The 21413-nt window shown below is 68.0% G+C and carries 20 protein-coding genes and 1 riboswitch; of the genes, 16 read left to right on the forward strand and 4 right to left on the reverse strand.

Features of this window, described 5'->3' with window-relative positions:
- The first annotated feature begins 82 nt into the window (after window positions 1–82).
- The 4 genes from ruvA (at window position 83) to ybgC (ending at window position 2937) form a co-directional block, all read left to right on the forward strand.
- Window positions 83–706 (forward strand): Holliday junction branch migration protein RuvA, encoded by a 624-nt coding sequence (gene ruvA, locus ABIE19_RS01440; protein ID WP_354087331.1) that lies wholly within the window; start codon window positions 83–85, stop codon window positions 704–706.
- A gap of 160 nt (window positions 707–866) precedes the next feature.
- The gene (ruvB, locus tag ABIE19_RS01445; protein WP_354087332.1) at window positions 867–1898 is read left to right on the forward strand and encodes a Holliday junction branch migration DNA helicase RuvB; all 1032 of its coding nucleotides are present in this window, start codon (window positions 867–869) and stop codon (window positions 1896–1898) included.
- A gap of 128 nt (window positions 1899–2026) precedes the next feature.
- Window positions 2027–2422 carry a hypothetical protein gene (locus ABIE19_RS01450; protein ID WP_354087333.1) on the forward strand — a complete coding sequence of 132 codons (396 nt, stop codon included), beginning with the start codon at window positions 2027–2029 and terminating at the stop codon, window positions 2420–2422.
- A 38-nt stretch (window positions 2423–2460) separates the two neighbouring features.
- Window positions 2461–2937 (forward strand): tol-pal system-associated acyl-CoA thioesterase, encoded by a 477-nt coding sequence (ybgC, locus tag ABIE19_RS01455; protein ID WP_354087334.1) that lies wholly within the window; start codon window positions 2461–2463, stop codon window positions 2935–2937.
- A gap of 694 nt (window positions 2938–3631) precedes the next feature.
- On the opposite strand, the gene ABIE19_RS01460 is transcribed toward ybgC, so the two are convergent.
- Both ABIE19_RS01460 and thiC read right to left on the reverse strand, forming a co-directional pair.
- Complete coding sequence (locus tag ABIE19_RS01460) at window positions 3632–5392, reverse strand: hypothetical protein (RefSeq protein ID WP_354087335.1); 1761 nt, start codon at window positions 5390–5392, stop codon at window positions 3632–3634.
- Between the two features lie 5 nt (window positions 5393–5397).
- Complete coding sequence (gene thiC / locus ABIE19_RS01465) at window positions 5398–7344, reverse strand: phosphomethylpyrimidine synthase ThiC (RefSeq protein WP_354087336.1); 1947 nt, start codon at window positions 7342–7344, stop codon at window positions 5398–5400.
- 69 nt (window positions 7345–7413) lie between these two features.
- Window positions 7414–7523: riboswitch (TPP riboswitch) on the reverse strand.
- Window positions 7524–7579: 56 nt separating this feature from the next.
- On the opposite strand from thiC, the gene ABIE19_RS01470 reads away from it, so the two are divergent.
- From ABIE19_RS01470 to ftsH, 12 genes are all read left to right on the forward strand, one after another.
- Window positions 7580–8035, forward strand: a complete 456-nt coding sequence (locus ABIE19_RS01470; RefSeq protein ID WP_354087337.1) for a GNAT family N-acetyltransferase — start codon at window positions 7580–7582, stop codon at window positions 8033–8035.
- A 192-nt stretch (window positions 8036–8227) separates the two neighbouring features.
- Window positions 8228–9226, forward strand: coding sequence for a D-cysteate sulfo-lyase (cuyA, locus tag ABIE19_RS01475; protein ID WP_354087338.1), 999 nt, complete (start codon window positions 8228–8230; stop codon window positions 9224–9226).
- Window positions 9226–9891, forward strand: a complete 666-nt coding sequence (cuyB, locus tag ABIE19_RS01480; RefSeq protein ID WP_354087339.1) for a cysteate racemase — start codon at window positions 9226–9228, stop codon at window positions 9889–9891. Before cuyA ends, cuyB begins: the two co-directional genes overlap by 1 nt.
- A gap of 151 nt (window positions 9892–10042) precedes the next feature.
- Window positions 10043–10795, forward strand: a complete 753-nt coding sequence (tolQ, locus tag ABIE19_RS01485; protein WP_354087340.1) for a protein TolQ — start codon at window positions 10043–10045, stop codon at window positions 10793–10795.
- 3 nt (window positions 10796–10798) lie between these two features.
- Window positions 10799–11260 (forward strand): protein TolR, encoded by a 462-nt coding sequence (gene tolR / locus ABIE19_RS01490; protein ID WP_376855212.1) that lies wholly within the window; start codon window positions 10799–10801, stop codon window positions 11258–11260.
- A 4-nt stretch (window positions 11261–11264) separates the two neighbouring features.
- Window positions 11265–12173, forward strand: coding sequence for a hypothetical protein (locus ABIE19_RS01495; RefSeq protein ID WP_354087341.1), 909 nt, complete (start codon window positions 11265–11267; stop codon window positions 12171–12173).
- A 202-nt stretch (window positions 12174–12375) separates the two neighbouring features.
- On the forward strand, window positions 12376–13764 hold the full coding sequence (gene tolB, locus ABIE19_RS01500; protein WP_354087342.1) for a Tol-Pal system beta propeller repeat protein TolB: 1389 nt from the start codon (window positions 12376–12378) through the stop codon (window positions 13762–13764).
- Between the two features lie 156 nt (window positions 13765–13920).
- The gene (gene pal, locus ABIE19_RS01505; protein ID WP_354087343.1) at window positions 13921–14475 is read left to right on the forward strand and encodes a peptidoglycan-associated lipoprotein Pal; all 555 of its coding nucleotides are present in this window, start codon (window positions 13921–13923) and stop codon (window positions 14473–14475) included.
- A 121-nt stretch (window positions 14476–14596) separates the two neighbouring features.
- A complete protein-coding gene (locus tag ABIE19_RS01510) occupies window positions 14597–15748 on the forward strand; it encodes a DUF3667 domain-containing protein (RefSeq protein WP_354087344.1) in 1152 nt (383 codons plus the stop codon).
- A gap of 46 nt (window positions 15749–15794) precedes the next feature.
- Window positions 15795–16637: a tetratricopeptide repeat protein gene (locus ABIE19_RS01515; RefSeq protein ID WP_354087345.1), complete on the forward strand. Its 843-nt coding sequence runs from the start codon at window positions 15795–15797 to the stop codon at window positions 16635–16637.
- A 20-nt stretch (window positions 16638–16657) separates the two neighbouring features.
- Window positions 16658–17932 carry a tRNA lysidine(34) synthetase TilS gene (gene tilS, locus ABIE19_RS01520; protein WP_354087346.1) on the forward strand — a complete coding sequence of 425 codons (1275 nt, stop codon included), beginning with the start codon at window positions 16658–16660 and terminating at the stop codon, window positions 17930–17932.
- A gap of 45 nt (window positions 17933–17977) precedes the next feature.
- On the forward strand, window positions 17978–19942 hold the full coding sequence (gene ftsH / locus ABIE19_RS01525; RefSeq protein ID WP_354087347.1) for an ATP-dependent zinc metalloprotease FtsH: 1965 nt from the start codon (window positions 17978–17980) through the stop codon (window positions 19940–19942).
- Between the two features lie 120 nt (window positions 19943–20062).
- On the opposite strand, the gene pgsA is transcribed toward ftsH, so the two are convergent.
- Both pgsA and ABIE19_RS01535 read right to left on the reverse strand, forming a co-directional pair.
- Window positions 20063–20695, reverse strand: coding sequence for a CDP-diacylglycerol--glycerol-3-phosphate 3-phosphatidyltransferase (pgsA, locus tag ABIE19_RS01530; protein ID WP_354087348.1), 633 nt, complete (start codon window positions 20693–20695; stop codon window positions 20063–20065).
- A gap of 92 nt (window positions 20696–20787) precedes the next feature.
- Window positions 20788–21399 (reverse strand): carbonic anhydrase, encoded by a 612-nt coding sequence (locus ABIE19_RS01535; protein WP_354087349.1) that lies wholly within the window; start codon window positions 21397–21399, stop codon window positions 20788–20790.
- Window positions 21400–21413 lie beyond the last annotated feature (14 nt).

The raw sequence follows: 21413 nt of genomic DNA on the forward strand, positions 1-21413 counted from the left end.
CCACCATGCTGCGCATGGTCCCCCTCCCCCGCTGCGCAGGGGAGGAGAGGCGGGGCGCTGCTGAACAGGGAAGGATGAGCGCATGATCGGGCGACTGCGCGGCGTTCTGGTCGAGGTCGGAGAGGCGGAATGCCTGATCGACTGCGGCGGGGTGGGCTATGTCGCGACCTGCGGCGCGCGCACCCTGGGGCGGCTGCCGGCGCCAGGCGACGAGGCGATCCTGCACATCCACAGCCAGTGGAGCGAGGACCAGGGGCCGCGCCTCTATGGCTTCCTGACTCGGGACGAGCGGCGGGCTTTCACCCTGTTGCTGGCCATACAGGGCGTGGGACCGAAGGCGGCCCTCGCCGTGCTGGACGTCCTGCCTCCCGCCGAGCTGGCCGGCGCTGTGGCGCGCGAGGACAAGGCGGCGGTGGCGCGGGCCAATATGGTCGGCCCCAAGCTGGCCTTGCGGATCGTCACCGAGCTGAAGGGCAAGCCCCTGGGCGAGGCTCATTTCGCGCCCACGGCGCCCGGCGTCCACGTCGAGGCCGCCTCTGCGCCGCCGCCGCCCAGCGTGGCGGGCGAGGCGGTGGCCGCCCTGCTGGGCCTGGGCATAGCCGAGGTCAACGCCCGCCGCGCCGTCGACCAGGCCCTGATCCGTCTGGGCGAGGAGGCTGAGCTGTCGGCCGTGATCCGCGCCGGATTGCAGGAGCTGGGTCGGTGAAGGGGAAGTGGCGAGTGACGAGTGACGCGTGGCGAGCGTGTCAGTGTGAGCGGCTGCTTTTCGACGTTGCAGTGCTGATCCGCGCGGCCGGAAGTCGGCTTCCTCACCACTCGCCACTCGCCACTCGCCACTCGCTCGCCGCTCTCCATGGGGCGATGCGATGACCGACGACCGCATCATCTCCGCCGATCCGGCCCCCGGCGAGCAGTACGACCGCGCCCTGCGGCCCCAGACCCTGTCCGAGTTCGTCGGCCAGTCGGCGGCCAAGGGCAATCTGAAGGTCTTCATCGACGCCGCGCGGGCGCGGGCCGAGGCCCTGGACCACGTCCTGCTGTTCGGCCCGCCAGGCCTGGGCAAGACCACCCTGGCCCAGATCGTCTCGCGCGAGCTGGGCGTGGGCTTCCGCGCCACCTCCGGCCCCATCCTGGCCAAGGCGGGGGACCTGGCCGCGATCCTGACGAACCTGGAGCCGCGGGACGTCCTCTTCATCGACGAAATCCACCGCATGGCGCCCCAGGTGGAGGAGATCCTCTATCCGGCCATGGAGGACCATGTCCTGGACCTGATCATCGGCGAGGGGCCGTCGGCGCGTTCGGTGCGCATCGACCTGGCGCCCTTCACCCTGGTCGGGGCGACGACGCGGGCGGGCCTGCTGGCCACGCCCCTGCGCGACCGTTTCGGCATCCCCCTGCGGCTGGAGTTCTATACGCCGGAGGAACTGACGGCGGTGATCCGGGGCGCGGCCCGGAAGATGGGCGCGCCGATCAGCGAGGACGGCGCCCTGGAGATCGCGCGCCGGTCGCGGGGCACGCCGCGCATCGCCGGCCGCCTGCTGCGGCGGGTGCGGGACTTCGCCACGGCCGAGGGGGCGGCGACCATCGACCGCCTGGCGGCGGCGCGCGCCCTGGCCCGGCTGGAGGTGGACGAGGCGGGGCTGGACAGCCTGGACCGCCGCTTCCTGAAGGCCCTGATCGAGAACTACGGCGGGGGGCCGGTCGGCATGGACACCCTGGCGGCGGCCATCGCCGAGGCCCGCGACGCGGTCGAGGACGTGATCGAGCCCTATCTGCTGCAGCAGGGCTTCATCCAGCGCACCCCGCGCGGCCGCATGGCCTGCGCCCGGGCCTATGAACACCTGGGCCTGGAGACGCCGCGCCCGGCGCCGGGAACGCCCGACCTGTTCGGAAAGTGACCGTTCTGCCCCGCCTCCAGGGCGAGGGGCCGACAATCATTCGCGCCACAGCTTGAGGCGTCGAAGGAAGCCGGTCATCCTCCGGGGCGGAGGAGGCCGTCTTGGACCCATTGCGCAGGACCGACAGGATGATCGCCGTGCTGGGCGCGGCGGTGCTGCTGCTGGGCGGCGCCAGCCTGTTCGCGGCGACCCAGGGCGCCCGCTTCGGCCCCCGGCAGGCGACGGCGGGCGAGCGCGCCCTGGCCCAGGTCAAGGCCCAGATGGGGCCGCGCGGCGAGCTGAGATATGTCGAGGCCGGGCGCGGCCGGGCCGTCTGCGGCTATGCCGGGGTCCGGGGCGAGAAGGGGGCGACGGCCTTCGTCTCCCGCCCCAACCGCATCCTGATGAGCCATGACCCCCTGAGCGGCGAGTTCGTGGAACTGAAGGCCCGCTACTGCCCAGGCTTCGACGCGGCGGCGCCGGAAGCGGCGGCCCCGACCGCGCCCACCCCGTCAGCGGCCCAGGTCGCGGCCCCTGCGCCCTGAAGAAGACGCGGGCGGGCGGGGCTGCTAAAGCCGGGGGCATGACCCAGCCCGACGCCTCCCTCGACCTGCCCAGTTCCGGCCGCTTCGTCGGGCGGGACCATGTCCTGCCGGTGCGGGTCTATTACGAGGACACGGACTTCACCGGCCTCGTCTACCACGCCAATTACGTCCGCTATTTCGAGCGGGGCCGGTCGGACTTCCTGCGGGCCGCCGGGGTGGGCCACGCCGAGCTGCTGGAGGACGAGGAGCCCACGGCCTTCGTCGTCTCGGAGCTGTCCATCCGCTACCGCAAGCCCGCCCGGATCGATGACGCCCTGATCGTCCGCACCCGCTACGAGACCATCAAGGGGCCGCGTCTGATCGTGCGCCAGACGGTGGAGCGCGACGGCGAGATCCTGTGCGAGGCCGAGGTCGTCGCCGTCTGCATCCACCTCGACGGCCGCCCCCGCCGCCCCACCCGCCGCCTCGTCGAACTGGTCACGCCCTGGCTCTCGGGAGAGGAAAACGGGGTCTGAAAGGTCCGAAAGGTCTGAAATTGGGGCGACGGGACGGGCGCGGGCGGGGACGATAGGAAAGACGGTCTGAATAGTCTGAACCATCTGAAATCAGACCTCGACCTGCGTGGCTGAGGCTCCGCCTTGAGGCGGGGGTGCGGTGGAAAGCGCTTGAGACCGCAATCGAGACGCGGACCCGGCATAGAAGCCGAAAGAATAGTCTGAAAGGTCTGAATCGGCCCGCGAAGCGGCGCAGCCCGCCTCGCGACGACGCCTCTTCGAAGAGGGGTGTCGAAAACAGAGTCTGAAACGTCTGAATCGTCTGAAAACGCTGAGGCTTCGACTGAGAAAGGGCGGGCGCAGACGGCCTCGGCCGCGTCTCCGGCCAGATAGTCGCGCCGCGCCGCCGCCCAGACGGCGTCGGAACAGATGCGATAGCCGTCGGCCCCGGTCCTCTCGCCCTCATCGCTGACAGGGGCCGCGTCGGCATCGGCGGGCCCCGCCGTCGAGGGGCGAATGTGGTCGGGGATGTAGCTGGCAGCGCCGTACTTATCCTGCTCCCACCGGCCTGAGGCGATGATCCGGGGCTCGCCCTCGTGCCAGTAAGTCTGGTCGTCCATCTCGCCGCCTCCTGCCTGAGCGCAGCAGGATGGCGGACGGGTGCGTCAGGATCGGACGGGGGGCTCCGCGCCTAGATGTCCGATGAGGTTTACCCCTATTCGGCGCTACTGCCATCTAGCGATACGGCTTCGGCGATTGAGTAAAATGAAGCTACCCACTGATGGATCATGAAAGCCCCTTTGAGAAGCCAGTCTTGTTCTAGAGGTATCTCTATGAGCTTCATGGCATCTTCCATTTTACTCGATGGAAGGTGCGCGTCACTCAAGCGTAATTCGTAGATTCCAAAGAGTTTGCCGGTTAATTTTCGAGCTTCCTCTGGGCTAACGACTGTCGCGAGCACTCGTTCGAGCGACTTCAGAGAGCCCGTTCCCTGACCGTTTTGCGGAGCCGCGATTCCGTGGAGTGCCTTTTGATCGATCAAGTCGGCGGAGATCCGGGCGAGATCTTTTGCCAAGGATAAGAATCCGGCTTGGTCGAGTGAACGAAAGCGATGTGACCGTGAGATAATTTCAGCCGTGTCTTGATGCGTTCTGAAAAGAGAGACGCCCCAGCGGGTCTTAAATTCTTTGTCGGCAATCTCAAGAGATGCAGCGATAAAGCCTTCGGGAGCTAGAGTTTCGACGGGGCGAGCCCGTACTTGTGCTGCATCAAGCTCCTCTCCTAGGCCGCCTTCGGGCACTACATTGTAGGCGGCCCAGATTTTTCGTTGCCATTCCGGTTGGCGGGCTATGTCGTGAGCATAGACCACCACGAGATTGGCATTGTTGGTTCCAAAATGGATGGGAATGCCGCCTGGCAAGGATACGCTAGCTGTGAAGCGCGTGTGCCAGTGTATTGAGGCACCTCGTCGACTTAAAATGTCGGAAATAACGTTCGGTTTGAAAAATAGCCAAAGGCCGATTTCCTCGAAATTGAGTTCGTCAGCATTGGTCTGGGAACCTTGTGCGTCCACTAAGAAGTGTGTCGCAGAAGGGGTATCGTCTCGCCGGACGCGAGGGCTGAGATCAGCAGGCTCTAGCCACTCGGTCAGGCGCCGCTCGCTCGTGATACTGAACAGCTTTTGGCCTTCACGTTTGAAATGCGTTTGAGACGATGACGTATTTTCTTCGGTTTCGGGGCCAAGGATCGGAACTTCATCCTCTTCCCACTGATCCGTTCTAGATGCATTAAACACTGCTACGCCTCCACCATAAGGGAAGCCGCCCGCAACTATTGCTCGCACATAAAATGAATGACGCCCGAACTCATCTTTTGCTTCGTCGTCTTCGTCTTCCGCAAAAGGCAGGCCCGATAAATCTGGAACAACCCACCTTCGTTCGCGGTAGCTGCCAATCATGAGCGCCATAGAACGAGCGGCGAGGTAATCTTTCAAATATTCTGGTCGAACCAGAATAGATTCCACATCGCCATCGCCGCTTCGTTCAATTTTCGCAACTTCCATAAACCCCTCGGAGGGTCTGATCCAAACATCCCCCTCCCTGCTGAGTTTGAGCGCGAATACAAAATCTTGATTTAAACTCCAAACGGATGGACTATCTCCGTCTAGGGATTGATTCAAAACTAGATAGACTCCCTGTTCTCCTCCTTCTTCAGAACGCCGCACATCGTAGGGTGTGTAGCCATTCCAAGTGCTGGGGGCGTGGGAGTAAGGGAGGTCGACAAACCCCAGTCCATCTAGCTCAGCCCTTTTGTCGAGATAAATCGCGGCAGTTCGTACTGCTTCGATGTCCTTGATGTAGCCAATTTCGCCATAGTTGCCGGTTCCCCTCTCCCTGTTCAGGTAGAGCGGAATCCAGGTGAGTGGCGCATAGCGCCTCCGTCTGACGTCGGCCTGCTTGATCCAATCTTTGTCCATGAACCTTAAGTAGCGGACACTGGGTCTTTGTCAGCAGTCAAATAGATTTGGCCACCCGCTCTGAACTTCGCGCTCATTTCGGCCATGCCGGCTTCGGCGTCCTGGGCCGCGAGGCTCCCGCCCGCATCATTCTGCCCCCGGGCCGCATCGCGGATGTCCTGGCTGATCTTCATGCTGCAGAACTTCGGCCCGCACATGGAGCAGAAGTGGGCGGTCTTGTGGGCCTCCTTCGGGAGGGTCTCGTCGTGGTATTTGCGGGCGGTTTCGGGGTCGAGGCCGAGGTTGAACTGGTCCTCCCAGCGGAACTCGAAGCGGGCGCGGCTTAGCGCGTCGTCGTGCATGCGGGCGGCGGGGTGGCCCTTGGCCAGGTCGGCGGCGTGGGCGGCGATCTTGTAGGTGATGACGCCGTCCTTGACGTCCTGACGGTCGGGCAGGCCCAGGTGCTCCTTGGGCGTGACGTAGCAGAGCATGGCCGTGCCGAACCAGCCGATCATGGCCGCGCCGATGGCCGATGTGATGTGGTCATAGCCGGGGGCGATGTCGGTGGTCAGCGGGCCAAGCGTATAGAAGGGCGCCTCGTGGCAGTGCTTGAGCTGCTCATCCATGTTGGCCTTGATCTTGTGCATCGGCACGTGGCCGGGGCCTTCGATCATGACCTGGCAGCCCTTGGCCCAGGCGATCTTGGTCAGTTCGCCGAGAGTGCGAAGCTCGGCGAACTGGGCCTCGTCGTTGGCGTCGGCGATGGAGCCGGGGCGCAGGCCGTCGCCTAGCGAGAAGCTGACATCATAGGCGCGCATGATGTCGCAGATGTCCTCGAAGTGCTCGTAGAGGAAGCTCTCCTTGTGGTGGGCCAGGCACCACTTGGCCATGATGGAGCCGCCGCGCGAGACGATGCCCGTTACGCGCTTGGCCGTCATCGGCACGAAGGGCAGGCGCACGCCCGCGTGGATGGTGAAGTAGTCCACGCCCTGTTCCGCCTGTTCGATCAGGGTGTCGCGGAAGACTTCCCAGGTCAGGTCCTCGGCGATGCCGTTCACCTTCTCCAGCGCCTGATAGATGGGCACGGTGCCGATGGGGACGGAGGAGTTGCGGATGATCCAGTCGCGGATGTTGTGGATGTTGCGGCCGGTCGACAGGTCCATGACGTTGTCGGCGCCCCAGCGGGTGGCCCAGACCAGCTTGTCGACCTCGTCGTCGACGGAGGAGAGGACGGCCGAGTTGCCGATGTTGGCGTTGATCTTCACCAGGAAGTTGCGGCCGATGATCATCGGCTCGACCTCGGGGTGGTTGATGTTGTGCGGGATGATGGCGCGGCCGCGGGCGATCTCCTGACGGACGAACTCGGGCGTGACGAAGTCGGGGATCGAGGCGCCGAAGTCTTCGCCGTCGCGGATGCAGGGGGCGTTTTGCTCGCGGCGCAGGTTCTCGCGGATGGCGACGTATTCCATCTCGGGCGTGATGATCCCGGCCTGGGCGTACTCGTATTGCGTGACCGGGCGGCCCTCGACGCCCTTGAAGACCTGATGGTTGGAGACATCGAAGCGGGGGGCCAGGTGCTTGCCGCTGGCGTGGCCGTTGTCCTCGGGCTTGACCTCGCGCGGGTTCAGGACGGGGGCGATGTCGCCGCGATCCAGCTGCCACGACGACTTCACGCGGGGCAGGCCCTTCTTGATGTCGATGGTCACGGTCGGGTCGGTGTAGGGGCCGGAGCTGTCGTACATCGTCACCGGCGGTTCATTGGCGCTGGGGTGGACGGCGACCTCGCGGAAGGGGACGCGGATGTCGGGGAAGAGTTCGCCCGCCACATAGACCTTGACGCCGCCGGCGCGGGGGCCGGTGGGGATGCGGCCGTGCTCGGCGGCGACGGCCTTGCGGGCGTCGGCCAGCGGCAATTCGACGTTGGGCTCGTGGGGCTGTTCGGTCGCGGCTTGCGGCGTGACTTGGATATTCATTGTGGCGGCCTCTTCGACAAAGAGGGACCGCCGGCGCGGTATGAGCGCCCCGGAAGCCGGTTTCCCGGCGTGGAGGCGGTGAACTCGTCCCTTCGCCGGCATGACCCGGATCAGGTTCGACGGGTCAGAGGAGAAACCTCTATCTCAGCCGCTCGATTGCGACCCCCCGGAGAACGCCGCGACCCTAGTCCCTTTCGGGGGTAGGTCAAGCGAGGCGGGCGTGGCAGGAAGGGGAATGATCCTTTCTCGCACCTATCGGCCCGAAGACATGGCCGGATGTCTGGCCCTGTTCGACAGCAATGTTCCGCTCTTCTTCGACGAGAGCGAGCGGGAGGGGTTTGTCGGCTTTCTGAACGATCAGGCCCTGCGCTGGCCCTATCAGGTGATCGAGAGGGAGGGGCGCATCGTCGGCTGCGGCGGCCATGCGGTCGATGCGGACGGGGTCAGCGTCGTTCTGTGCTGGGGCATGGTGGACAACGGACTGCATGGTCAGGGACTGGGGCGGGTGCTGACCGAGGCGCGGATCGCGGCGGCGCGGGCGACGCCGGGGGTCGCGCGGGTCAGGCTGTGCACCAGCCAGCACACCCAGGGCTTCTATGCGCGGTTCGGCTTCGAGGCGGAGAAGATCACGCCCGACGGTTTCGCGCCCGGCATCGACCGCTGGGACATGGTGCTGACGCTGGAAAGCTAAGAAAGAAGGGGGAGGGCGGCCCGGCTTCTCAGTCGGGGGGGCGTTAAGGCCGGGCCGCCGCTGGACGACATCGGGTTTGGGGGGCGTCCGAAGTGTCCGACTGCGAAACTTCCGACAAGAAACTTGGTTCCGCGAGAGCGTGCATGTTAGCCACGATTATCGTCGTCAGGCTTCAGTCCGGAGTTCAGGACCATGCATCTCGCCCGTTTCCCCCGTGTTCGACTGGCGCATCTGCCGACCCCGCTGGAGCCCGCGCCACGGCTTTCGGAAGCCCTGGGGATCGATCTCTGGATCAAGCGGGACGACTGCACCGGCCTGGCCGGGGGCGGCAACAAGACGCGCAAGCTGGAGTTCCTGCTGGGCGACGCCATGGAGGTCGGGGCCGACACCCTGGTGACCCAGGGAGCGGTGCAGTCGAACCACGTGCGGCAGACGGCGGCGGCGGCGGCCTCGCACGGGCTGAAATGCGAGATCATCCTGGAGGAGAGGACCGGCTCGACCGCGCCGGACTATGTGGGGAACGGCAACGTCCTGCTGGACCGGCTGTTCGGGGCGGGCGTCCGCCGCGTGCCGGGCGGAACCGACATGACCGCCGAGCTGGAGAAGACGGCGGAGGCGGTGCGGGCGCGGGGCGGCAAGCCCTATGTGATCCCGGGCGGGGGATCGAACGCCGTCGGCGCCCTGGGCTATGTCGACTGCGCGCGGGAGATCCTGGTCCAGGCCGACGAGCTGGATCTGGCGATCAGCCGCATCGTCACGGCGACGGGCAGCGCGGGGACCCATGCGGGCCTGGTCGCGGGCCTGGCCGTCATGGGGGCGGACATCCCCGTGCTGGGGATCGGGGTGCGGGCGCCGCAGGAGAAGCAGGAGGCCGCCGTCCTGAAGCTGGCGAAGGAGACCGCCTCCCTGCTGGGTCACGCCGACCGGGTCAGGGACGAGATGGTGGTCGCGGACTGCGGCTATGTCGGCGCCGGATACGGCCTGATCGATCAGGGGGTGGCGGACGCTCTGACCCTGGCGGCGCGGACCGACGGCCTGGTGCTGGACCCGGTCTATACGGGCAAGGCGATGAAGGGGCTGATCGCCCTGGCGCGGGCCGGGCGTTTCGCGGGTGAGACGGTGGTCTTCCTGCACACCGGCGGGGCCCAGGGGCTGTTCGGCTATCAGGGCGAACTGGAGAGCATGTTCTGATGGGCGGGAAGGTGCTGGGCGTCCTGGGCGGGATGGGGCCGGCGGCGACCCTGGCCTTTCTGGAGCGGCTGCAGGCCCTGACACCGGCGACGACGGACCAGGACCACATCCATGTGATCGCCGACATCAACGCCAAGATTCCCAATCGTCACGAGCAGCCGGAGGCGGCGGGCAGGACCCTGGGCGAGATGGCGGCGCGGTTGCGACAGGCGGGGGCCCAGGTCCTGGCCATGCCGTGCAATACGGCCCACGCCCACGCCGGGGCCGTCCGGACGGCGGGCCTGCCCTTCATCGACATGCCGGTCGAGACGGCCAGGGCGGCGACGGCGACGGGCGCGCGGCGCATCGGCGTCCTGGCCACGCCAGGCGGCGAGGCCCTGTACGTCCAGGCCCTGGCGGCCGAGGGGGGCGAGGCGGTGCGGCTGTCGGAGGCGGACCGGGCGCGCTTCATGGCCGTGGTCTTCGGCGTCAAGGGCGGCGACACGGGGCCGGAGCAGAAGGCCGCCATGCGCGATCTGGCCGGCGCCCTGGTCGCGGCCGGGGCGGAGGGGGTGATCGCGGGGTGCACCGAGGTGCCCCTGCTGCTGACGGCCGAGGCGGTCGCGGTTCCGCTGACGGACTCGACCGAGGTCCTGGCGCGGGCCTGCGTCGCCGCCTGCGCCTGACGGCCAAGCTTGGCAATAACGAGGTTGTCAGACGCGCCCCCCGTGACGCGGGACGCGACGCCGGTTAGACCGCCGCCCTGAACGCCATGAAACCGCCATCTCCGCCCGCTGCAACTGGCGGACGAACCGGACCCTTCTTTCAGGACCCCGCATGACCGCCCCCGTCGACGCCTCCCTGTTGAATCCCATTGAACTGTTCATGACCGCCGACTGGGTGGTGAAGACGGTCATGGTCGGACTGGCGGCGGCCTCGCTGTGGTCGTGGACCATCATCATCGACAAGGCCGTGCGTTTCACCCGCATGAACGCCCGCGCGACCGAGTTCGAGAAACAGGTCGAGAGCGGGCGGTCGCTGGAGGACGTGGCGGCCCAGGCGGGGCCGCAGCCGGTTGATCCCCTGCCGCGCATGCTGGTGCTGACCCTGCAGGACTGGCGCGAGGCGCGGGCGCGCGGCGCCATGACGGACACGCAAGGGAGCATGCTGATCGCCCGCATCGACCGGGCCCTGGATTCGGTGATCGCCCGCGAGGGACAGAAGATCGAGAACGGCCTGGGCGTGCTGTCGGTGGTGGCCACGGCCTCGCCCTTCATCGGCCTGTTCGGCACGGTCTGGGGCATCATGAACGCCTTCGACAGCATCCGCGTGGCGGGCAACACCAATCTGACGACCGTGGCGCCGGCCATCGCCGAGGCCCTGTTCGCCACGGCCATCGGTCTGGCCGCGGCCATCCCGGCCTATATCGCCTTCAACGCCTTCTCTGTGTCGGCGGGCAAGTTCACGGGTCGCCTGGAAGCTTTCGCCGACGACCTGCAGTCGGCCATCGCCCGGCGTCTGGGCGCGCCGGCCGCCCCGCCGCCTCCGCCGCCGCCTTCGGCCGACCTGAACCTGCGCCGGGGCGCCTGATCCATGGCGATGGGAGGAGCCGCGGGCGAAACGCGCGGGCGCGGCCGACGCCGCAGCCGCAAGCGGCCGCTGAGCGAGATCAACGTCACGCCCCTGGTGGACGTCATGCTGGTGCTGCTGATCATCTTCATGATCTCGGCGCCCCTGCTGACGGTCGGGGTGCCGGTGGAGCTGCCCAAGACCGAGGCCAGCGCCGTCGACACCAACGACAAGCCGATCGCCGTCACCATCGACAAGGACGGCTCCATCTTCATCGGCGAGTCCGAGGTGCGGTGGGAGCAGCTGGCGATCCGCGTCGCCGAGGAAGGCGGGGAGAAGGCGCGCGAGAAGGCCGTCTTCATCCGCGCCGACGGCCGCGCCCCCTATCAGGCCGTGGCGCGCGTCATGGCCCGCCTGTCGGCCTCGGGCTTCACCAAGCTGAACCTGATCACCGACACGGCCGCCGACGAGACGACGGGGGGCTGAGGTCTTGCGTCGACCCAGTCCCGCCATTCTCGGCTCCATCGCCCTGCACGCGGGGGTGGTGGCGCTCGCCTTCGTCTCCTGGTCGTCGAAGGAGGAACCCAGGCCGCTGGTGAACTCGGTGCCGGTGTCCATCGTCTCGGACATCGAGATCGCCGCCGCCCCGGCGGACAATCCACAGCCCGAACCCTCGCCCGAGGACGGCGCCAGCGCCCCCATCGAGGTTCCGCCGACCCCGACCCCGCCGGAACCGACGCCGCCCGCGCCGGTCCCGCCCCGGCCCGCGCCCCCTCGGCCTGCGCCGCCGACCCCGACGCCGCCCCGTCCGACGCCCGAGCCGCGCCCGACGCCCCGGCCGCCTGAGAAGGCGCCCGCGCCGCGTCCAACCCCGACGCCGCCCAGGCCTGCGCCCCAGCCGCCGCGTCCGAATCCGACGCCTCCCCGGACGACGACCCCGCCCGAGAAGGCCCGTCCGACGCCGCCGCGCCCCAACCCCGCCCCGCCCAGGCCCCAGCCGGGCCTGGATCTGGACGACCTGATGCAGGGCCCCCCGCGCCAGACCCCCAACCGGGGCCGCCCGGCGGCGGGGCAGCAGGGTTCAGGCCAGGCCAGCCAGGCCACCGGGCCGCAGATCACCGCCATTTTCAATCAGGTCTATCCGAACTGGATTCTCCCCTGCGACATTCCGGGCGCGAACGAGCTGAGAATTCAGGTCGATCTGACCTTGTCGGCGGACGGCAGGATCACGCGCGGACCGACCTTGGTGAATCCGCAATCCAGTTCTGTCTATCGGGCCGCAGCGGATGGAGCCTTGCGCGCGCTGCGCCAGACGGCGCCGTTCGACGTGCCGGCGGGTTTCCCCGGCGGGCAGTATCGTCCGACCTTCAACACCGAACGGGCCTGCGCCAACCGGTAGTAGAGAACGGTTCCCTCATCCGGCCCTTCGGGCCGCCTTCTTCCATCGGGAGAAGGAACAATGCGGTCGGACGCGACGGCGACCTCGCCTCCGAAGTCTGAAAGTCGCCCCATTCCGGGGCAAGCTTTTCCTGCGCAAGCTGGTTATTGTCATAAGGTCCGGCGATAAGGGCCGAACATCTCTGAACTTCCGGGAGCTCTCCATGCGTCTGCACCTTCTCCTCGCCTCGGCCGCAGCGGTCGTGATGGCGGCTCCGGCGATGGTTCAGCCCGCGTCCGCCCAGACGCAGCCGGCCGCGGCGCCGCAACAGTCCGGGCCGGTGGAGGTCGAGATCGACCAGGGCGTCCTGCGGCCCCTGCAGATCGCGGTCGTGCCCTTCACGGGGCAGAACGGGCCGCAGATCTCGAACGTGGTCAGCGGCAACCTGAAGCGGTCGGGCTTCTTTGATCCCCTGGACCCGCGCAGCTTCGTCGAGACGGGTCTGACCCTGGCCAATGCGCCGAACTTCCCGCAATGGACCTCGATCGGGGCGCAGGCGGTGCTGTACGGCGGGGTGACGCTGCGGGCGGACGGCCGGGTGGACGTGGGCTTCCGCCTGTACGACCCCTATCGCCAGTGCCAGCTGGTCTCCTATCAGTTCACCGCCACGGCCGAGCAGTGGCGCCGGATCGCCCACAAGATTTCGGACGTGGTCTATCAGCGCCTGACGGGCGAGGCGGGCTTCTTCGATTCCCGCGTCCTGTTCGTGTCGGAAAGCGGCACCCAGCTGAACAAGCTGTCGCGCCTGACCATCGTCGACCAGGACGGCTATAACCCCGTCTTCCTGACCCAGGGCGACGAGGTGATCATGTCGCCGCGCTTCTCGGCCTCGAACCCCGATGAAGTGACCTATGTGGCCCTGGGCAAGGACTACAGCCGCATCTACCTCTACAACCTGTCGACCGGCCGCCGCGAAAGCCTGGGCGAGTTCGACGGCCAGGTGCTGGCGCCGCGCTTCTCGAACGACGGGACCAAGATGGCCTTCTCGATCATCCGGGGCGGCAACACCGACGTCTATGTGATGAACCTGCGCAGCCGCCAGCTGTCGCGCCTGACGACGGATCCGGGCATCGACACCTCGCCTTCGTTCAGCCCCGACGGCAACCAGATCGTCTTCACCTCGGACCGGTCGGGTTCGGCGCGCCTTTACACCATGCGGGCCGACGGCTCGGGCCAGCGTCCGATTAGCCGGGGCGGCGGCCTCTACACCGCCCCGGCCTGGAGCCCGCGCGGCGACATGATCGCCTTCACCAAGCAGTCGGGCGGACGTTTCCACATCGGCGTCATGAAGTCGGACGGCACGGGCGAGCGCATCCTGTCCTCCTCCTATTTCGAGGAGGGTCCGTCGTGGGCGCCGAACGGCCGCTACATCGCCTTCGCGCGCCAGAGCCCGGGCGGCGACACCCGCCTGTGGACCGTGGACCTATCGGGCCGCGTCGTGTCGCAGGCGGGCTATGACGGTCGGGGTTCGGATCCGGCCTGGTCGGGCCTGCTGGACGCCCCGCCGGTCAACCTCGGCGTGGGTCAGGGACCGGATTCCTGCCCGGCCTGAACCGGTTACGGCTTCGTGAGATCACGAGCGGAGCCATTCCCATAAACTGTACGTTATCGCGGGTGGCGCGACGCCGCGCCGCAGTCTAGTCGAGCCGAACGAACCGTGAAGCTTGAGGCGCCGTCCTCAGATCGCCTGACCATAGGAGACGTCCTTATGAACACCTCGACCCTGATCCGTCTGACCGCGGTCGGCGCCCTGGTCGCCACCATGGCCGCCTGCGCCCCCAAGCCCAAGGTGGAGCCCGCCGTTCCGACCCAGCCGGCCCAACCGACCGGTCCGCAGTATCCGACGGCCCCGACCGGCCCCGTGACCGGCGGCAATGTCGGCGCCCCGGCCCCCGGCTCGGAACAGGACTTCGTCGTCAACGTCGGCGACCGCGTCTACTTCGACCTAGATTCCTATTCGGTGCGCCCGGAAGCCCAGCCGCGCCTGGACGCCCAGGCCGCCTGGCTGCAGCGCTATCCGCAGGTCACGATCCGCATCGAAGGCAACGCCGACGAACGCGGCACGCGTGAGTACAACCTGGCCCTGGGCGCCCGCCGCGCCGAATCGGTCCGCACCTATCTGATCCAGCGCGGCGTGCCGGCCGGCCGTATCGACACCATCAGCTTCGGCAAGGAGCGTCCGATCGCCGAGGGCTCGAACGAGTCCGCCTGGGCCCAGAACCGCAACGCCCACACCGCCATCGTGTCGGGCGCCCCCCGTTGATCATGGGCTAAGCCGCGCATCGGCGACTGAATGAAGGGAGGCGTCGGCTTTGCGGCCGGCGCCTCTTTTCTTTGAGAGCGTAGCGGATCAAAGTCCGCGCCGAATCCGGGGGGAGTTTTGCGTGATTGATCTGGAAGCAGCCGGCGGCGCCGTGACGGGCGGCGTCATTGCAGGCGCTATCGAGAAGCCGACGGGGCAGGCGGGGGATCATCACACGACCTGCGCCGACTGCGGGACCGAGGTTACGGGCAAGTTCTGCGCCGAGTGCGGTCAACCCGCCCACGTCCATCGCAGCCTGCTGCACCTGGGCGAGGAAATCCTGCACGGGGTCATGCATTTCGACGGTCGTCTGTGGCGGACCCTGCCGCTGCTGATCCTGAATCCGGGGCGGCTGACGCGCGAGTGGGTGCAGGGCAAGCGGACACGCTACGTCTCGCCCCTGGCCATGTTCCTGTTCACCCTGTTCGTCATGTTCTTCGCCCTGAGCTTCATGCCGCACAGAGAGGTGAAGCTTCAGACCCTGCCGCAGCAGATCGCCGCCCAGCGCGAGGCCGTGGCCGAGGCCGAACAGGCTGTCGTCGCGGCGCGTCAGCAGGTCGAGGCCAGTGAGGCGGCCATGGAGCCAGCCGACGGCTCGCCGCCGGCGTTTGACAGCGGCGCCCGGGCTGGAGCGGCGGCGGGGGCCCTGGCCGGCGCGGAAGGTCAGGTGATCGCCGAGAAGGCCAAGCTGGAACGCTTGGAAAAGGACGCGATCGAGGGACGCAAGGACGGTCTGTCGCCCGGCAGTTGGCAGGCCCAGGTGGCGGACGTCGCCGCGACCGTCGGCAAGGACGGCCAGAGCAACGGCCTGACCAAGACGGTGGCCAAGAAGCTGAAGAATCCGGACCTGGCGCTCTATAAGCTGCAGCAGACCGTCTACAAGTTCGCCTTCCTGCTGGTGCCCCTGTCCATTCCCTTCGTGGCGCTGATGTTCCTGTGGAAGCGAGGCTTCACCCTGTACGATCACGGGGTCTTCGTCCTCTATTCCCTGACCTTCATGTCCATGCTGCTGATGGCGGTGGTGATCCTGGCCACGACCTTGAAGGGGGCGGGGCCTGCTGTCGGCCTGGCGGCCGGCCTCATCGTGCCGGTGCACATGTTCGCCCAGTTGAAGGGCGCCTATAGCCTGAAGATCTTCTCGACCCTGTGGCGGACCGTGGCCCTGGTGATCTTCTGCGAGATCGCGGCGACCCTGTTCATCGTCTCGATCATCTATCTGGGCCTGGGACACTGACGACGCGGCCTTGCGGGCGCCGCAAATCGATGGGACGACTTGAGACATGCTGAAGCTGCCTTTTTCCAAATCCGCCGCCATGACGGCCATCGGCCTGACCCTGATCGGAGGGGCGGTGGTCGCCCAGACGGTTCCGATGGAGCCTGTCCAGTGGGACAAGCGCCGCTTGGATCAACTGGACCGCAACGTCCGCCGCCTGGAACGCGCCCTGACCCAGAGGAACGCGGCCGGCCAGCCGGTCATCGTCGAGCCTGACCCCGAGGTCGTGGCCCTGCAGGGTCAGGTGTCGATCCTGGAGCAGCGGCTGAATGATCTGGAGCAGACCTTCCAGCGCGTGAACGCCGACGGCGAACGCCTGACCTTCCAGTTGGACGAGGCGACGCGCGACAACGCCGCCCTGAGCCGCCGCCTGCGCGACGCCGAGGGCCGCATCGAGAAGATCGAAAAGGCCGCCGAGGAAGAGGCGGAACTGAACGGTCCGATCGTCGCCAACTCGCCCACCGGGGACGCGGGCCAGGACCTGACGGCCGCCCTGCGCCTGCTGGGAACCGACGCCGTGCGCGGGCAGAGGGCGCTGGAGACGGTCATCGTCACCTGGCCCAATACGCCGCAATCGCGTGAGGCCAACAGCCGCCTGGGCGACCTGCACGTCGCCGCGCGCGACAACGCCGCCGCCGTGCCCGCCTACGCCGCCGCCCTGAACGGCTGGCCGCGCACGCCCTGGGCGCCGGAGACGACGCTGAAGCTGGCCGAGGCCCTGCGCGCCACCGACCGGGCTGCGCAGGCCTGCGGCGCCCTGAACGAGTTCACGCGCCGCTATGCGGAAACGGCCACGGCGGCGCAGAAGACCCGCGCGACCCAGTTGCGCACGCGGGCCGCCTGCAGCTGAGCAGGAGCGCCGATGACGGGTTGAAGGACCGGGTCTTCGCCCGGCTGGACGCCCGGCTGGATCGGGAACGGGACGCGCCGGTCGCCCTGGCCCTGTCGGGCGGGGGGGACTCCATGGCCCTGCTGCATCTGGCGGCCGAATGGGCCGGGATGCGGGGGCGGCGGCTGTTGGCCCTGACGGTGGATCACAGGCTCAATCCGGCGAGCGCGGACTGGACCCGGTTCGCGGGCGAGACCGCGCGCGCGGTCGGGGCCGACTGGCGCGGGCTGGAATGGCGGACGGCCGAGGCCGGGCCCGGGGTGACGGCGCGCGCGCGGGCGGCGCGTCACGGCCTGATCGCCGAGGCGGCGCGGGCGGCGGGGGCGCGGGTCGTCTTGATGGCCCACACCGCTGACGATGTGCGCGAAGCTGACTGGATGCGGGCGCGCGGCTCGACCCTGGGGCGGGTGCGGGAATGGTCGCCTTCTCCGATCTGGCCCGAGGGGCAGGGGCTGATGCTGTTGAGGCCTCTGCTGGGTGAACGGCGCGAAGACCTGCGGGACTATCTGCGGGGGCGGGGCCAGGGCTGGATCGAGGATCCGGCCAATGCGGATGAACGGTTCGGGCGCAGCCGGGCGCGGGCGGCGCTGACAGGTGGTGCAACGGCCGAGACGGATCGTGCGGCCCTCCCGCCCGAGGAGGGAAGGGGGCTCGCAAATACGAGCTTGGCCTGGGCCGGGGTTCTCGCAATCCCCCGCGACCTCTCCGCTGCTACGCTGGCGGCGGCCCTGTTGTGTGCGGGAGGCGGGTGCGTTCCGCCGCGCGGGGAGAGGCTGGCGGGGCTGAAGGCGCGGCTGGCCGGCGATGAGGATTTCACGGCGGTCCTGGCCGGGACGCGGGTCGAGGCGGCCGGGGCGACGGCGCTGCTGATGCGCGAGCCGGGCGAGATGCGGCGCGGCCCCCCGGCGCCCTTGTGGCTGGCGCCGGGCGAAACCGGGGCCTGGGACGGGCGGTTCGAGATTACGGCGGACGCGGGCGGAGGAAGGGTCGAGGCGGCGCAGGGCCGGCTGGCGCGGTTGACGCCTCAGGACCGGGCGGCGGCGGCGCGGCTTCCGGCGGCGGCGCGGGCGACCCTGCCGGTCCTGATCCGGGACGACGACAGCGCGCCGATTCTTGCATGGCGAGGGGCCAAGGTTCGCGCCCTGGGCGTCGGGCGCCTGGCGCTTGCGACGGGCGAAACGACGCAGGAGCGGGCCCTGTTTCAACCTGTGCATGGCGAAACGCCGCCGACTGACCTATTTTCAGGACTAGACTGACGATCGACGCGGCCGGACGGAGCGCGTCGAGAAACCGAGGATCGAATGAATCTGCGTAATTTCGCCGTCTGGGGCGTGATTCTGCTGGGCCTGGTGGCGATCTACGCCGCCGTTGGCCAGAACGGCGGCCCCGCCATGCCGGGCGCCAAGGCGGCGGCGTCGGGACGTCCCGCGCCCATCACCTATTCGCAGCTGATCACGGCTATCAACGGCCAGGAGATCAAGACGGCCATGGTGCGCGGCGACACCATCAGCGGCGTCTACAAGAACGACAGCAAGTTCACGAGCGTCACCCCCCTGCCCAACACCGAACTGGTGGACAAGATGCAGGCGGCAGGCGTGGCCGTGGACGTCAAGAGCACGCGCCAGCCCTGGTGGTCGGGCCTGATCGGCCTGCTGCTGCCGGTGGCCCTGATCATCGCCTTCTGGTTCTTCATCATGAACCGGATGCAGGGCGGGGCGAAGGGCGCCATGGGCTTCGGCAAGTCCAAGGCCAAGCTGCTGACCGAGCACAAGGGCCGCAAGACCTTCGACGACGTCGCCGGCGTGGACGAAGCCAAGGACGAACTGCAGGAGGTCGTCGACTTCCTGAAGGACCCGGGCAAGTTCCAGCGCCTGGGCGGCAAGATTCCCAAGGGCGCCCTGCTGGTCGGCCCTCCGGGCACCGGCAAGACCCTGCTGGCGCGCGCGGTGGCGGGCGAGGCGGGCGTGCCCTTCTTCTCGATCTCGGGTTCGGACTTCGTCGAGATGTTCGTCGGCGTCGGCGCCAGCCGCGTCCGCGATATGTTCGAGCAGGCCAAGAAGAACGCTCCCTGCATCATCTTCATCGATGAAATCGACGCCGTCGGTCGCCACCGCGGCGCGGGCCTGGGCGGCGGCAACGACGAGCGCGAGCAGACGCTGAACCAGCTGCTGGTCGAGATGGACGGCTTCGAGGCGTCGGAGAACATCATCCTGATCGCGGCGACCAACCGTCCGGACGTGCTGGACCCGGCTTTGCTGCGTCCCGGTCGTTTCGACCGTCAGGTCGTGGTGCCCAACCCCGACGTCTCGGGCCGCGAGCGCATCCTGCGCGTCCACATGAAGGACGTGCCCCTGGCCGCCGACGTCAACGTCAAGACCCTGGCGCGCGGCACGCCGGGCTTCTCGGGCGCGGACCTGGCCAACCTGGTCAACGAGGCGGCCCTGATGGCGGCCCGCAAGGACCGTCGCATGGTCACGCACCGCGACTTCGAGGACGCCAAGGACAAGGTCATGATGGGCTCCGAGCGGAAGTCCATGGCCATGAACGAGGAAGAAAAGCGCCTGACCGCCTATCACGAGGCCGGTCACGCCATCGTCGCCATCAACGTCAAGATGGCCGACCCGGTGCACAAGGCGACCATCGTCCCGCGCGGCCGCGCCCTGGGCATGGTGATGCAACTGCCGGAAGGCGACCGCTATTCGATGAAGTTCCAGCAGATGGTCGACCGCATCGCCATCATGGCCGGCGGCCGCGTGGCCGAGGAGCTGATCTTCGGCCCCGAAAGCATCACCTCGGGCGCCAGTTCGGACATCGAACAGGCGACCAAACTGGCCCGGGCCATGGTCACGCGCTGGGGCTTCTCAGAGCGTCTGGGCACGGTGGCCTATGGCGAGAACCAGGAGGAGGTCTTCCTGGGCCACTCGGTGTCGCGCAGCCAGAACGTCTCGGAAGAGACGGCCCGGATCATCGACGAGGAAGTCCGCCGCATCGTCACCGAAGGCTGGGACGAGGCGCGCCGCATCCTGACCGAGAAGGCGGCCGATCACGAGAAGCTGTCCCAGGCCCTGCTGGAGTACGAAACCCTGTCGGGCGACGAAATCCGCGACCTGCTGGAGAAGGACCAGGCTCCGAACCGCGACGAGGCCAACGACACGGTCGCCGGGCCGTCGGTCTCGGTGCCGGTGACGCCGGCGTCGGACGGCGTGGAGGTCGAGGCTCCGGCGGCGACGCCCGCCCCGGCCGGAACCAGCGTCCCGACCGTCTGATCGGCGGATCAAGGCGACACAGAAAAGGGCGCTCCGATCGGAGCGCCCTTTTTTCATGGGCGTTTCATCGCCGAGACAGACAGGGGCGGCGACCCGCCGCCCCTTCATGCAGGGAAGGCGTCAGAGATCCTGCATCTGCTTCTGGGCGGCTCGGAAATACTGCCAGCCGGTCCACAGGGTGACGATGGCGGCCAGCCAGATCAGGGCGTCCGAGAAGAGCTGGAAGGCGGGCAGATAGTCGAAGGGCAGGCCCCAACCGTCCCAGTTGCGGGCGAAGAGCTGGCAGCCCAGGGCCACCATCTGCAGGGTCGTCTTCCACTTGGCGGCCAGGGTGACGGGCAGGTTGATGCGCCCGGCCATGGTTTCGCGCAGGGCCGAGACAGCGAATTCACGGAACAGGATCAGGCCGCAGGGGATGATGATCTGCTGCACCGAGCCGGAGGTCAGCACGCCCAGGACGGCTCCCGTGACCAGGATCTTGTCGGCGATCGGGTCCAGGATGGCGCCCCAGCGGGTCTCGGCGTGCCAGCGTCGGGCCAGCCAGCCGTCGATCCAGTCGGTCGAGGCGGCGATGACGAAGATCCAGAAGCCCGCGCGATACATGGCGAACTGGTCGTCGGGGCTCAGCCAGGCCGAGATGAAGGGAAAGCCGCTGGTCGCTCCCGCCAGCAGCAGGAACATGACCACCCCGGCCGCCAGGCGGATGCTGGTCAGGATGTTGGGGATGGGGTTCGGCTTGTGGGCAGGGGTCATCATCACGTCCATTGCAACGCCCGTCGGTGTGGCATGGTTCGCCGCCTGAGGCGAGAGCAAGGCGGGGCGACGACCTGTCGCCCTACCGCGGCCTAGTCCAGCCGTTCGAACCGCCGGGCGCCGGTCAGCTTGGTCAGGATGCCGTCGGCTATGCCGAAGTGCAGGCCGCTGAGGACCAGATCGCCCGCCGCCTCGCGTTCGGCGATCCAGGGGAAGGTGCGTAGGTTGTCGATGGACAGCCGCACCACGGTTTCCTCGGCCACGCGCTCGACCTGATCGGCGGGGAATTCCTCGACCACGCGGCGCACCGTCGGGGCGGCCTGCTCGACCCAGGGGGCGACGAAGTCCTGGCAGTTGGCGGGCGAGCCGTTCAGCATGGCGTTCACGCCGCCGCAATAGGCGTGGCCCATGACCACGATGCGTTTGACCTGCAGGACGTTGACGCCGAACTCCAGCGCCGCCGAGACGCCGTGCAGCTTGCCGTCAGGTTCGTAGGGCGGGACCAGATTGGCCACGTTGCGGACCACGAACAGTTCGCCCGGCGCCGTATCGAAGATCAGGGCCGGATCGGCGCGGCTGTCGGAACAGGCGACGACCAAGGTGTGCGGCTTCTGGCCATGGGCCAGGGCTTCATACTCGGCCCGCTCGGACGGCCAGCGATTCTGGCGGAAGCGGTGATAGCCGTCGGCGAGTTCATCGGTCATGAGCGCCTTCCTAG

Source organism: Brevundimonas faecalis, from assembly GCF_040549405.1.
In the GTDB taxonomy this organism is placed as follows: Bacteria; Pseudomonadota; Alphaproteobacteria; order Caulobacterales; family Caulobacteraceae; genus Brevundimonas; species Brevundimonas faecalis.

What these genes read in the sequence shown, in the direction of transcription:
- ruvA (WP_354087331.1), top strand. Translation starts at nt 83, where the DNA reads ATGATCGGGCGACTGCGCGGCGTTCTGGTCGAGGTCGGAGAGGCGGAA.
- ruvB (WP_354087332.1), top strand. Translation starts at nt 867, where the DNA reads ATGACCGACGACCGCATCATCTCCGCCGATCCGGCCCCCGGCGAGCAG.
- ABIE19_RS01450 (WP_354087333.1), top strand. Translation starts at nt 2,027, where the DNA reads ATGATCGCCGTGCTGGGCGCGGCGGTGCTGCTGCTGGGCGGCGCCAGC.
- ybgC (WP_354087334.1), top strand. Translation starts at nt 2,461, where the DNA reads ATGACCCAGCCCGACGCCTCCCTCGACCTGCCCAGTTCCGGCCGCTTC.
- ABIE19_RS01460 (WP_354087335.1), bottom strand. Translation starts at nt 5,392, where the DNA reads ATGGACAAAGATTGGATCAAGCAGGCCGACGTCAGACGGAGGCGCTAT.
- thiC (WP_354087336.1), bottom strand. Translation starts at nt 7,344, where the DNA reads ATGAATATCCAAGTCACGCCGCAAGCCGCGACCGAACAGCCCCACGAG.
- ABIE19_RS01470 (WP_354087337.1), top strand. Translation starts at nt 7,580, where the DNA reads ATGATCCTTTCTCGCACCTATCGGCCCGAAGACATGGCCGGATGTCTG.
- cuyA (WP_354087338.1), top strand. Translation starts at nt 8,228, where the DNA reads ATGCATCTCGCCCGTTTCCCCCGTGTTCGACTGGCGCATCTGCCGACC.
- cuyB (WP_354087339.1), top strand. Translation starts at nt 9,226, where the DNA reads ATGGGCGGGAAGGTGCTGGGCGTCCTGGGCGGGATGGGGCCGGCGGCG.
- tolQ (WP_354087340.1), top strand. Translation starts at nt 10,043, where the DNA reads ATGACCGCCCCCGTCGACGCCTCCCTGTTGAATCCCATTGAACTGTTC.
- tolR (WP_376855212.1), top strand. Translation starts at nt 10,799, where the DNA reads ATGGCGATGGGAGGAGCCGCGGGCGAAACGCGCGGGCGCGGCCGACGC.
- tolB (WP_354087342.1), top strand. Translation starts at nt 12,376, where the DNA reads ATGCGTCTGCACCTTCTCCTCGCCTCGGCCGCAGCGGTCGTGATGGCG.
- pal (WP_354087343.1), top strand. Translation starts at nt 13,921, where the DNA reads ATGAACACCTCGACCCTGATCCGTCTGACCGCGGTCGGCGCCCTGGTC.
- ABIE19_RS01515 (WP_354087345.1), top strand. Translation starts at nt 15,795, where the DNA reads ATGCTGAAGCTGCCTTTTTCCAAATCCGCCGCCATGACGGCCATCGGC.
- ftsH (WP_354087347.1), top strand. Translation starts at nt 17,978, where the DNA reads ATGAATCTGCGTAATTTCGCCGTCTGGGGCGTGATTCTGCTGGGCCTG.
- pgsA (WP_354087348.1), bottom strand. Translation starts at nt 20,695, where the DNA reads ATGACCCCTGCCCACAAGCCGAACCCCATCCCCAACATCCTGACCAGC.
- ABIE19_RS01535 (WP_354087349.1), bottom strand. Translation starts at nt 21,399, where the DNA reads ATGACCGATGAACTCGCCGACGGCTATCACCGCTTCCGCCAGAATCGC.